The 12,120-nt window shown below is 57.0% G+C and carries 10 protein-coding genes and 1 tRNA gene; 7 read left to right on the top strand and 4 right to left on the bottom strand.

Annotated features, from left to right (window positions below; all coding sequences use genetic code 11):
• Positions 1–9: 9 nt before the first annotated feature.
• Positions 10–558, bottom strand: a complete 549-nt coding sequence (locus J3352_RS08740) for a histidine phosphatase family protein (protein ID WP_154277250.1) — start codon at positions 556–558, stop codon at positions 10–12.
• 336 nt (positions 559–894) lie between these two features.
• Here J3352_RS08740 and J3352_RS08730 point away from each other — a divergent pair, with 336 nt between their 5' ends.
• The 6 genes from J3352_RS08730 to J3352_RS08705 all read left to right on the top strand — a co-directional run bounded on the left by J3352_RS08730 (position 895) and on the right by J3352_RS08705 (position 7,866).
• Positions 895–1,815, top strand: coding sequence for a LysR family transcriptional regulator (locus J3352_RS08730; protein WP_156066901.1), 921 nt, complete (start codon positions 895–897; stop codon positions 1,813–1,815).
• Positions 1,816–1,879: 64 nt separating this feature from the next.
• Complete coding sequence (locus J3352_RS08725; RefSeq protein WP_156066904.1) at positions 1,880–2,044, top strand: hypothetical protein; 165 nt, start codon at positions 1,880–1,882, stop codon at positions 2,042–2,044.
• Between the two features lie 72 nt (positions 2,045–2,116).
• The gene (locus tag J3352_RS08720; RefSeq protein ID WP_156066907.1) at positions 2,117–3,622 is read left to right on the top strand and encodes a carbon starvation protein A; all 1,506 of its coding nucleotides are present in this window, start codon (positions 2,117–2,119) and stop codon (positions 3,620–3,622) included.
• A gap of 411 nt (positions 3,623–4,033) precedes the next feature.
• A complete protein-coding gene (locus J3352_RS08715; protein WP_005929235.1) occupies positions 4,034–5,539 on the top strand; it encodes a carbon starvation protein A in 1,506 nt (501 codons plus the stop codon).
• A gap of 159 nt (positions 5,540–5,698) precedes the next feature.
• Positions 5,699–6,715: a flagellar protein FliT gene (locus J3352_RS08710; protein ID WP_035393272.1), complete on the top strand. Its 1,017-nt coding sequence runs from the start codon at positions 5,699–5,701 to the stop codon at positions 6,713–6,715.
• A 125-nt stretch (positions 6,716–6,840) separates the two neighbouring features.
• On the top strand, positions 6,841–7,866 hold the full coding sequence (locus J3352_RS08705; RefSeq protein ID WP_035393274.1) for an aldo/keto reductase: 1,026 nt from the start codon (positions 6,841–6,843) through the stop codon (positions 7,864–7,866).
• Between the two features lie 48 nt (positions 7,867–7,914).
• Here J3352_RS08705 and J3352_RS08700 read toward each other — a convergent pair whose 3' ends face one another.
• Positions 7,915–9,282, bottom strand: coding sequence for an MATE family efflux transporter (locus tag J3352_RS08700; RefSeq protein ID WP_156066910.1), 1,368 nt, complete (start codon positions 9,280–9,282; stop codon positions 7,915–7,917).
• A gap of 235 nt (positions 9,283–9,517) precedes the next feature.
• Between J3352_RS08700 and J3352_RS08695 the strand changes: the two genes are divergently transcribed.
• A tRNA-Arg gene (locus J3352_RS08695) sits at positions 9,518–9,591 on the top strand.
• A gap of 70 nt (positions 9,592–9,661) precedes the next feature.
• Here the strand turns inward: J3352_RS08695 and J3352_RS08690 are convergent.
• Together J3352_RS08690 and J3352_RS08685 are read right to left on the bottom strand one after the other, a co-directional pair.
• Positions 9,662–11,062, bottom strand: coding sequence for a S41 family peptidase (locus J3352_RS08690; RefSeq protein WP_097773114.1), 1,401 nt, complete (start codon positions 11,060–11,062; stop codon positions 9,662–9,664).
• 27 nt (positions 11,063–11,089) lie between these two features.
• Positions 11,090–11,866, bottom strand: a complete 777-nt coding sequence (locus J3352_RS08685; RefSeq protein WP_156066913.1) for a type III pantothenate kinase — start codon at positions 11,864–11,866, stop codon at positions 11,090–11,092.
• Positions 11,867–12,120: the final 254 nt, after the last annotated feature.

The raw sequence follows: 12,120 nt of genomic DNA, 5'->3' as shown, positions 1-12,120 counted from the left end.
TTTCTTTGTTCAGAATGTAAACTCCACGAACGCGCAGTTTTTGATGCCTGCCGCCGCGTACTCCTCGTTGGTCATATCGTAAAAATAGGACTGCACCACCCGGGCAATGCCGTTGTGGGCCACCAGCAGGTAGGTCTTGTCGGTGTCGGCCCGGAGCTCGTCCAGCAGGTTGTAGATGCGCTGGGCCAGCTGCATCATGCTCTCGCCGCCGGAGTAGCGGTCGGCAAAGTGGGTCTTGGAGATGCGGAACTCCTCGCCGTCCCGGGGCGTGCCCTCGTAGCGGCCAAAGCACTGCTCCCGGAGCCGGGGCTCACACCGGGCAGGAATGCCGGTGGCCTCTGCAATGGCCCGGGCGGTGTCGGCGGCGCGGGACAGGGGAGAGTACAGGATCTCATCGATGCGGAGACCGCTGGTCCGGAGCTTTTCGCCCAGCTCCCGGGCCTGGGCGCGGCCTTTTTCGGTCAGGGGGCTGTCGGTCATGCCGCAGATCTTGTTTTCCACGTTCCACACGGTCTCGCCGTGGCGGGTGAAATAGACCTTGTGCGCCGCCTTGGCCAGCCTGTGATCCAGCAGGGTGACGGTGCTGCCCTCGTTGATGTCCAGCCGGGTCAGCTCGGCATCCGGGTAGGGGAGAACCCGCTGCGTGCCGTCGGCAGCCTCCAGCAGGACATCACAGAGCACGGGCTGGCCCTCGGGCAGCTCCTCGCAGCCATAAAGCTGTTCCTCAATGCGCAGAACGCGGTAATTTTTTTCTTCCATCCTCTTCGACCTCTTTCGGGCAGATTGTTTCTTACATTATAAAACGGCAGCGGGGCCCCGTCAACGCTTGACAGCCCCGTGTGCCGCCTGATAAACTAGGCGCAAGGGATAAAAACGCCAAAAGGAGAGAAAAAGTTGAACATTACAGAACTGCGGTATCTCGTCGCCATCATGGAATGCGGATCTGTGAGTGCGGCGGCAAAGCGGCTGTATGCCGCTCAGCCCAACGTGAGCAAGGCGCTGAAAAATCTGGAAGAAGAATACCATCTCCGCATTTTTGAGCGGTCATCCACCGGCATGATCCCCACGGAGCAGGGGCGGCACTTCATCGAGCAGGCCGAGCGGGTGCTGCGGGAGGTGGACAGGCTGGACCGGAGCGTGCAGGAGGAGCAGGAGCGCTGCGCCGAACTGCGGGTAATGATCCCCCACGCCACCTATGCCTCCTATGCGGCGGTGGATTATCTGGAGAAGGCGGCTTCCATTGAGCGGCTCCACATCCACATCCGGGAGGGCGGCTCCATGGAGGCACTGGATCATGTCCTGCGGCAGGGGTATCATCTGGCTCTGCTGCGGTACGCCGTGGAGGATGACGAGCACTATACCCATTACTGCGCCCGGCGGGGCCTGAAAATGGAACCCATTATGGATTTTGAATACAGTCTGCTGACCAACCGGGACGGCCCGCTGGCCCGGAAGGCGATCCGCGACCTGTCTGAGCTGGACAAGTATATGGAGATCCTCCACGATGATTTCCAGCTGCCCGGCGAGGAGGGCGGCGACGGTGTGCGCTGGCATGTCAACCCGGAGCGCCGCATCCATGTGTATGAGCGGTGCAGCCAGTTCTCGATCCTGCAGCGGCTGCCCACGGCCTACATGTGGGCATCGCCCATGCCCCGCAGGGCACTGGAGCAGTACCATCTGGTGCTGAAGAAGTGCCCGGCCCAGCGCCAGCAGATGCGGGATGTGCTGGTCTACCCGGACAAGGGCCGCCTGCGCCCCGAGGAGCAGGCCTTTGTGGATCTGCTCCACAAGGAAGCGGCTTCCACCGTGAAATAAAGGGGCTTTCCGGCTAAGGCACGGCAAAGGTTGCTTCCTTTGAAATTGACAGAAAAACCAATAAATGGATGTAAAACCGGGCGAAAATAAGCGCTCGGTTTTATTTTTGCTGATAAATGGTCAAAAAATAAACGGAAAAGCGGCAAAAATTCTTTGCAGCTATATCGGAAACGATATGACCCCATGCCGGAAAGATATTTCTCTGCTGGAAAAAAGTGTGCTACCATGAGGCCAGAAAAGAGCCCCGGGTATGCGGCAGAATGGGGCCGCGGCCGGCAGGGGCAAAAAGGAGGTTTCTGGTATGATTAGTTTCCTGCTCTGTCTTGCGATCCTGGTGGGCGGATACTTCGTCTATGGCAAGATCGTGGACAATACCTTCGGCCCGGACGACCGTGAAACGCCTGCTGTGCGCATTAACGACGGCGTGGACTATGTCGTGATGCCCCAGTGGAAGCTGTTCCTCGTCCAGCTGCTGAACATTGCGGGCCTTGGCCCCATCTTTGGCGCCATGCAGGGTGCTCTGTGGGGCCCCGTGGTGTTCCTGTGGATCACCTTCGGCACCATCTTTGCCGGTGGTGTGCATGACTACTTCTCCGGCATGATGAGTGAGCGCAATGACGGCGCTTCCATCGCGGAGATCACCGGCAAATACTTAGGCCCCGTGATGCAGAACGTGATGCGTGTGTTCTCTGTTGTGCTGCTGATCATGGTGGGCACCGTGTTTGCCGTCGGCCCTGCCGGTCTGATCGTTGAGCTGTGCAGCCAGAGCGGCGCATCCGGCGTGATGACTTCGCTGCTGTTCTGGCTGGTCATCATTCTGACCTACTACTTCATCGCGACCTTTATCTCCATCGATGCGGTCATCGGCAAGATCTACCCCGTGTTCGGCATCTGCCTGATTATCATGGCCATCGGTGTCATCTTTGGCATCTTCACCAACCCGGCTTATATCATCCCTGAGATCTGGGATCACTTCGGCAGCATGCACCCGTCGGGCACGCCCATCTGGAGCTTTATGTTCATCACGGTTGCCTGCGGCGCGATCTCCGGCTTCCACTCCACCCAGTCGCCTCTGATGGCCCGCTGCATGAAGAGTGAGAAGCAGGGCCACTTTGTGTTCTATGGTGCCATGGTCTGCGAGGGTGTCATTGCCCTGATCTGGGCCGCTGCAGGCTGCTCTCTGTACGAGGTTACCGATGGCCTGAACACCGGTCTGGCACAGGCACTGGCAATGGGTCAGTCCAAGGCCATCTATGATGTCTGCTCCAAGACCATGGGCGGCGTGGGCATCGCACTGGCTATGATCGGCGTGGTCGTCTGCCCCATCACCTCCGGCGATACCGCCTTCCGTTCCGCCCGCCTGACCCTGGCCGACTGGTTCAAGATCGATCAGGACAGCTACGGCAACCGCCTGAAGCTCTGCATCCCCGTGCTGGGCGTGGGCGCTTTCCTGGGCATCGGCAACGCGCTGGGCTTCATCAATTACACCGTGATCTGGCGCTACTTCAGCTGGACCAACCAGACACTGGCGATGATCGTTCTGTGGGCCGCTTCCATGTACCTGTTCAAGGAGAAGAAGAACTACTGGATCACCGCAGTGCCCGCTACCTTTATGAGCGCTGTGTCCGCTACTTACTTCGTGCTGGCTCCCGAGTGCCTGGGCGGCCTGCTGAACCATAAGACTGCTGAGGGCGCTATCGTCTATAACACCGCAGTTGCTTACCCGGTGGGCATCCTCTTTGCGATCGCCATGCTGGCGCTGTTCCTCTATGCAACCAAAAAGCAGACGGTGAAAAAGACTGCATAATTGACATTTCCCCCTCTTCATCCATCCCGATACCCATTCGCAACCGCAAAAGCCGCCTGCCGGGCCGTTCGGCAGGCGGCTTTTGCTTGTGCAGAGAAACAACGAATTGCGGCAAAAAGAACAGGAATGCAGACAAGATGCACAAAAATATGCCAAAAAGTTTGGCAGGGTGCACTGAAAACGGAAAAACACCCGCTGAAACGATTTCGGAAAAGAAGTTTTGCCGAGGATACGTTAAAAAATATTTGCCGGGATTCCCGGGAACGGCTGACTTATATAGTTTTTGATATAAGGGCCATTCTGGAAGGATATTACCAGACTTATGAAGATTGTGTTAACATAGGGCCAAGGAATGGCCGTGACGGGGCAGAATGGGGCTCCGGGCACGGACGATAAAAGGAGGTTTCTGGTATGATTAGTTTCTTACTCTGTCTGGCGCTCCTGATCATCGGCTACTTTGTCTATGGCAAGATCGTTGACAATACGTTCGGACCGGACGACCGCGAAACTCCTGCTGTGCGCATCAACGATGGCGTTGACTACGTTGTGATGCCCCAGTGGAAGCTGTTCCTCGTCCAGCTGCTGAACATCGCAGGTCTGGGACCCATCTTTGGTGCACTGCAGGGTGCTCTGTGGGGCCCCGTGGTGTTCCTGTGGATCACCTTCGGCACCATCTTTGCCGGCGGCGTGCATGACTACTTCTCCGGCATGATGAGCGAGCGCAACGACGGCGCTTCCATCGCTGAGGTCACCGGCCGCTATCTGGGCCCCGTGATGCAGAACATCATGCGTGTGTTCTCTGTGGTGCTGCTGATCATGGTCGGTACCGTGTTCGCAGTGGGTCCCGCAGGCCTGATCGTGACCCTGTGCAAGAACGGCGGTATGTCCGGTCTGCTGACCACCACCCTGTTCTGGCTGATCATCATTCTGGCCTACTACTTCATCGCAACCTTTATTTCCATCGATGCCATCATCGGTAAGATCTACCCCCTGTTCGGCATCTGCCTGATCATCATGGCAGTGGGCGTTATCTTTGGTATCTTCACCAACCCCGCCTACACCATCCCCGAGATCTGGGCAAACTTCAGCAATATGCACCCCTCCAACACCCCCATCTGGAGCTTCATGTTCATCACCGTTGCCTGTGGTGCTATCTCCGGCTTCCACTCAACCCAGTCGCCTCTGATGGCTCGCTGCATGAAGAGTGAGAAGCAGGGCCACTTCGTATTCTACGGTGCAATGGTCAGCGAGGGCGTTATCGCTCTGATCTGGGCCGCTGCCGGCTGCGCACTGTACACCATCACCGACGGCAAGATGGTCGGTCTGGCCGAGGCTCTGGCTGCCGGTCAGTCTGCCGCTATCTACGACGTCTGCCTCAAGACCATGGGTAAGGTTGGCGTGGCACTGGCTATGATCGGTGTCGTTATCTGCCCCATCACCTCTGGTGATACCGCCTTCCGTTCCGCTCGTCTGACCTTGTCCGACTGGCTCAAGATCGATCAGGACAGCTACGCAAACCGCCTGAAGCTCTGCGTTCCCGTTCTGGGCGTGGGCGCATTCCTGGGCATCGGCAATGCACTGGGCTTCATCGACTACACCGTCATCTGGCGTTACTTCAGCTGGACCAACCAGACGCTGGCTATGATCGTCCTGTGGGCTGCTTCCATGTACCTGTTCAAGGAGAAGAAGAACTTCTGGATCACCGCAGTGCCCGCTACCTTTATGAGCGCTGTGTCCTGCACCTACTTCGTGCTGGCTCCTGAGTGCCTGGGCAAGATGATCAACACCTATGCAGACGGCAAGCTGGTGGCTTACAACACCGCAGTTGCATATCCCATCGGCATCGTCTTTGCAATTGCTATGCTGGCGCTGTTCATCCATGCAACCAAGAAGAACACCGAGAAGAAAGCCGCATAACCCATTCATAGCGGCAATTTCTCAGTAAAACAAACCGGCCGCTGTCAGCTCAGCGGCCGGTTTCCTGTTTTTGGCTAAGAGTGCGGGTTGGGCCTTGCATTTTCTTTGCCGGAGTGGGAAAATGGGTACAAACAAAAACGCAAAAGAGGGATGAACGTTATGCTCTTCAAACCTGCACAATTGGGCCTTGCCAGGCTCGACCCCGCCGAGTTGGCGGCTGACCGGAAAGCCTGCAAAAAGATCGGCCCCTGCGGCGTGGGCAAAAAAGCCCTGTATCTGAACAGCTTTTACATCGACCGCCGCTACTACCTGCCCTACACCAGCATCACCCGCGTGTTCAAGCGGGTGGCCATGAGTGCGGGCGGCTTTACCGGCAAGGGAATGTTTGCCTCCATGGCTTACCTTGTGGTGGAGTACGACGGCGGCAAACAGAAGCAGTGCAACTTCAAGGATGAGCGGGACGTGGATGCCCTGCTGGAGCTGCTGGCAAAGCAGCAGCCCCAGATCCGGCTGCTGAGTGCCGCCGGGGAGCAGGCGCTGCAGAAAAAGGCTGAGGAAAAGGCCGCCCGCAAGCTGCCGGAGCTGTCTGATGATGCCAAACACACCGTGACGATCCTGCGCAGGGCAAAGGAGTATCTGGACGCAAAGCCCGAGCTTTCCAATGAGCTCAGTACTGCCCAGCGCCGCAAGCGCGCCCAGCTCAAGAGCAAGCCGGTCTACCGCTATGTGGCCCTTGCCATCTTCCTGTTCGGCACGGCCGCCGCGGCCTACGGCCTGTACGCGGTGTTCACCCACACCGGCAGCTACGGCGTGTACTTTGCACTGTTCGGCTTTGCAGCCATCTTCCTCTTTTCCAGCTACAACATGCTGCCCACTGCGCACAATAACAACAGCGCCATTATGAAGCGGGCCGATCAGGCCGATGCCGCCATGGCGGAGTATGTGAAGCACTACCCCAACGGCAGCTTCCCGGTGCCCAGCTGTTACGCCCACCCGATCGTCCTCAAGCGGATGATCGATGCCGTGGAGGAAGGTCAGGCCGTGACCACCGCCGAGGCGCTGGATGCCGTCAAGGCCCGCCTGCAGGCTGTCAATGCGGATGTGCAGGTGGAGCAGGAGGAGTACGACGAGATCGTCGCCATCAAAGCGCTGTTCCTGAACCACGATTATCAATAAAACTGACCCTCTCTGTCATCGCTGTGCACTGCCACGCTTTGATGGAGAGGGTTTTTCTTGCGTTGTGGGGCGCTTCGTCTTATAATGAGCACAGAGAGTATTTTGGAAAAAACAGGAGGTTCCCTATGGATATGGTCACATTGGGGCGCACCGGCATCACCGTGAACAAAAATGGCTTTGGTGCTCTGCCCATCCAGCGCATTTCCCAGGAGGACGCAGTCTTTCTGGCCCGCAAGGCTTACAGGGCGGGCATCCGCTTCTTTGATACCGCCCGCGCCTACACCGACAGCGAGGTGAAGCTGGGCGAAGCCTTTGACGGCATCCGCTCCGAGGTCTACATCGCCACCAAGACCGCCGCCCAGAACGTGGAGGAGTTCTGGAAGGACCTGCACACCTCCCTGAACAATCTGCGCACCGACTATGTGGACCTCTACCAGTTCCACAACCCGTCCTTCTGCCCCAAGCCCTGTGACGGCTCCGGCCTGTACGAAGCCGCACTGGAGGCCAAGGGAAAGGGGATGATCCGACACATCGGCATCACCAACCACCGCCTGTCCGTGGCCAAGGAAGCCATTGAGAGCGGCCTGTACGAGACCCTGCAGTTTCCGTTCAGCTATATTTCCGGTGAGCAGGAGCTGGAGCTGGTGCAGCTGTGCAAGGAGCACGAGATGGGCTTTATCGCCATGAAGGGTCTGTCCGGCGGTCTCATTACCAACAGCGCCGCCGCCTATGCCTTTGAAGCGCAGTTCGAGGGCGTTCTGCCCATCTGGGGCGTTCAGCGGGAAAAGGAGCTGGACGAGTTCCTCTCCTACATTGATAACCCGCCCCGGATGGACGCAGAGCTGTCTGCGGTCATTGCCCACGACCGGGAGGAGCTGTGCGGTGAGTTCTGCCGTGGCTGTGGTTACTGTATGCCCTGCCCGGCTGGCATCGAGATCAACAACTGCGCCCGCATGAGCCTGCTGCTCCGGCGCTCGCCTTCGGCAGAGCATCTGAGCCCTGCCGGTCAGGCCAAAATGAAGAAGATCGAGGGCTGCCTGCACTGCAACCAGTGCAAGGCCAAGTGCCCCTACGGGCTGGATACGCCCGCCCTGCTGGCCCGCAACTATGAGGACTACAAGCGGGTCCTGGCCGGGGAAGTCAAGGTGTAATAGAGAAAACAAAAAAGATGGATGCCGCATGACATCCATCTTTTTGTTTTACAGCGAAGAGGGGATCGGCTCCCGGAAGATCTTCATGGCCTGCCTGTAGCAGCGGATGAAATAGAGGATCTCCGCAATGGCGGTCAGCGCCCAGGAGCAGGGGTAGAGCAGGTAGAGCGAGGGGATGGTGTGGAAGTGGGCGAAGATGGTGTATACCCAGATCACCCGGAACACACAGGAACCCATGATGACGATGACAGTGGGCACCACGGTCTTGCCCAGACCGCGGGAAGCGGCGATGGTGCAGTCCATAAAGGCCGAAGTGCAGTAGGCCAGCGCCATGACACCCACACGCTTCATACCGGCATCGATGACGGCGCTCTCGGTGGTGAAGAGTGCGAGGAACTGCCGCCCGAACAGGAACAGGCCGCCGCCCAGCGCCAGACCCACACCAAAGGAGTAGGCCAGCGAGATGAAGTAGCTTTTCTTGACACGGTCGGGCTTGCCTGCGCCGTAGTTCTGGCTCATAAAGCTGGCACAGGCCATGTAGAAGGCGGCCATGCAGTCGTAGATGAGCGGATCAGCGTTTGCGGCGGCGCTGTTGCCCTTGACCATGAGGGAATCAAAGGAGTTGACACCGGCCTGGATGAACAGGTTGGCGATGGCGAAAATGGCGTTCTGGAACCCGGCAGGCAGGCCCAGCGCCAGAATGCTTTTGGTCATGGCGGGGTCGAGCTTTGCCTCCTTGAAATGGAGGGCGTAGCAGTCCTGCACCCTGGTCAGGGCGTGGAGGATGAGCCCGGCGGAAACACACTGGGAAATGGCGCTGGCCAGCGCCACGCCTGCCACGTCCAGGCTGCAGACGATGACAAAGAACAGATTCAGAAGGATATTCAGCACACCGGCAAAGCTCAGGATGTACAGCGGCTTTTTGGTCTCACCGATGGCGCTGAACACGGCGTTGCCGAAATTGTACAGAGCCAGTGCCGGCATACCCAGGAAATACACCCGCAGGTAGAGGATCGCACCCGGCAGCAGGTCCTCCTTGGTGTTCAGCAGCCGCAGCATGGCAGGGGAGCCCAGCAGGCCCACAACCAGCAGGATCACGCCTGCGATCAGGCTGACGATCAGGGCCGAGTGGACGGTGTCGTGGACATCATTCGGGTGTCTGGCTCCGTAGAAGCGGGCCACCAGCACGTTGATGCCGTTGCCCAGGCCGATGAGAAAGCCGGTGAACAGCGTGACAAAGATGCTGGTGGAGCCCACCGCGCCCAGCGCTGTGGAGCCCGCAAACCGCCCCACCACGGCCACGTCCGACATGTTGAATAAGACCTGCAGCAGATTGGATAATGCCAGCGGCAGGCTGACCAGAAGGATCTGCTTTGCCAGAGGGCCTTCTGTCAGGGATCTTGTGCTAGATTTCATGTTCTCTTTTTTCCTTTTCCAGTCCTAAACCGTGCCCGCGCACACCGGGGCACAACACCTATTATAAGAGATGCGCACACTTTTGCAAGATGAATCTTTCAAAAAGGGAGAACAGAATGCATCAGCGTCTTGCTGGCGCGGGATCGGGCACGGAATCCGGATACAGAGCCGCCAGACGGCTTGATTTTTGCCTCCGGCTGTGCTATACTACATTACACTGGTTTGCCAGTAATGTGCGATCGTAGCTCAGCTGGATAGAGCGTTCGGCTCCGACCCGGAAGGCCAGAGGTTCGAATCCTCCCGGTCGCATGTGTTAATAAAATCCCCGGTACACAAAAGTGTGCCGGGGATTTTTCTTTGTGGCCGGGCGGGTCAGACCTTACTTTAGATTTTCCATAAGTTTTGCGGCCAGCGTTTCGGCTTCTTTGGCCGGGACCCAGATATCCGGAGAAAGGCCACGCATTTCTTCAAAATAATCTGTACCCTCCGGCAGCAGATAGACACATACGGATGTCATTATAACCGAGCATTTGCTGTTCGGCAGTTCCACATGCCCACCATTTCCGATCATACATCCATTTGTGTTTTCTCCGATGATCAGGCTGTTTTCCAGATTATAGGCAAGGTCCATTGTGATTTCTGCAGAAGAGGCAGAGCATTTTCCGCTTAAAAGAATCAGAATGTTGTCGTGCGTTTGCCACCGATGAGCTTGTATCGCTACGGATACCGGATTAACAACGTCATAGCGGACTCCATTGCCCTGTACACGCTGGCGGCTGTATCGGGTGATCCACTGATGAGCTACTTCTTCATATCCGCCGACATTGGAGCGCAGATCCAGCATGGAGATCGCAGCATCACTCATTTGTGCTGCCGCAGCATTGACCTCCTGTAGAAAAGAGACCTCAAAGCTGTTGAACTGGAATACCGGGATTCCATCTGTCTGGCGAAGATCGGTATTCTGGTCTTTGGGAAGCTCTTTGTAATACTGGCTCCATGCGTCTGCTGTCAGTGTGTCAGTACTGCCGTCTGTATAGTGCACCGTCAGCGTTTCATCACAGGTGTGCTTTTCCCATTCTGTCCCATCAAATGTAGCAGGCTTCAGCAGGACCGGATAATACACCAGATACCCCTGCTCAGAGATTGAACGCTTGAACAGTTCATCCAGATCGGGATGATCGTCCACGGATGCAACGACTTTTCCATTGGCATTCTGATAGCCCGAATCCGTTTTTACGAACATCACCTGACGGAAGAAAAACGGAATGTCTTTTTCCGACGGATAGTCCTGATTGATGTTGAAGTGACCGTCCTTGATAAAGGTAAGATGACTTACCAGAATCTTCTGCAAATCTTCACAGGTCAGGCTGTCCCTGCTTTGGACTTCCTGCAGAGTATCAGCCTTTGCCTGATCGAATACAGCGTGTCCGCCAAAATAATCGTAGAGAGCATAATCATAGTAGAGCGCGTCGAAGAGGTAATTCACATCTGCTTTCGCTTCATCTACGGTAAGTTCCTTTTCGGCATCGTATTCGCTGTAGGTATCGGTAAAGTAATCTGTATCTTTCTGTGCATCGGCGGGGTCATCGTAATGCCGCAGATAGGGTGTCGGGTCGGCGGCAGGAGCCGCTTCCCAACGCTGATGCTCTGTATTGATCTCATCCAACAGTTCGGCCTTTGTGGGCTGAGAATCCTTCACAAGCTGGGTGACTTTGGTACAGCCAGAAAGGTTTATGAGCACGATCAGACAGCAGAGCAGAGATGCAAGTTTGGACTTCATGGTGTAGGACTCCTTTTGATTTTGATATTACCCTTTCCGATTTTTCTGCCAGATGCGGTATAGGCCGTCCGTGATCAGATACTCCCGGTATTCGATCGGCGTGCGGCAGGCCTCCCGGATGGTGCGGGGCAGGTTGCCGGTGGCATAAAAGCGGATATCCGGGCCAAGCTCTGCCTGAAAGCGCTCGGCCAGCCCGTCCAGCAGCCCGGCGGTGCCCAGCACAAAACCGTTCTGTAAGCAGGCAGAGGTGTTCTTGCCCAAGATCGAGGAGGAAGCTGGAGCGGAGAGGTCGATCTGGGGCAGCTGGGCAGTTTTTTGCACCAGCGCGGAAAGAGAGAGCTGTGGCCCAGGCAGGATGACACCGCCCACCAGCTCCTGTTTGCCGTTGACTGCCATAATGGAGATGGCGGTATCTGCCGAGATGACCGCCAGCGGTCCGGGTCCCTCCTCCAGTGCGGCCACCGCACCGCATAGCAGTTCTGCGCCCAGCTGGGCCGGATTGTCCAGCCGCAGCTTGATGCCGCTTTTCAGGCCGGGGCCAACGGTCAGGAAGCGGGCAGAGCAGAACATCTGCAGCGCACCCAATACCCGGCCTGTCAGTGCGGGCACCACACTGCCCAGAATGCCGCCCTCGATCCGCTCGGGGGCAACCTGATATAAGGAGAGCAGATTCAGCAGGTTCATGGCGTATTCGTCCACCGTTGCGGCCGGGCTGGAATGCAGCCGCCCGCTGAACTGCAGGGTGTCGTGTTCGTAGCCGGCAATCGTGATGTGTGTGTTGCCGATGTTGACCGTAAGGATCATGGTTGGGGTCTCCTCCGCTCTATAATGTAATTATATAATATAACACCGCCCCGGAAACTGCAAGAGCTCTCCCCTTGGCAAAGGGGAGCCGAAATGGCCGTGGCCATTTCGGAGGGGTTCAAAACCTGCCCGGAAGCACTCCTTTTGCGAAATATAGAAAAAACTCAAAAAAGATGCAAAAAAGTGTTGACAGAAGGCTGGGGATGTGGTATTATACTTGAGCGCCAAGGGCCGCCGGAAAGAATGACTTCTGA

Origin of the sequence: Faecalibacterium sp. Marseille-Q4164 (genome assembly GCF_017377545.1) — a bacterium.
Lineage (GTDB): Bacteria > Bacillota > Clostridia > Oscillospirales > Ruminococcaceae > Faecalibacterium > Faecalibacterium duncaniae.
Note: the sequence above shows the minus strand (reverse complement) of the source record. Positions and strands in the feature narration are given on the sequence as shown.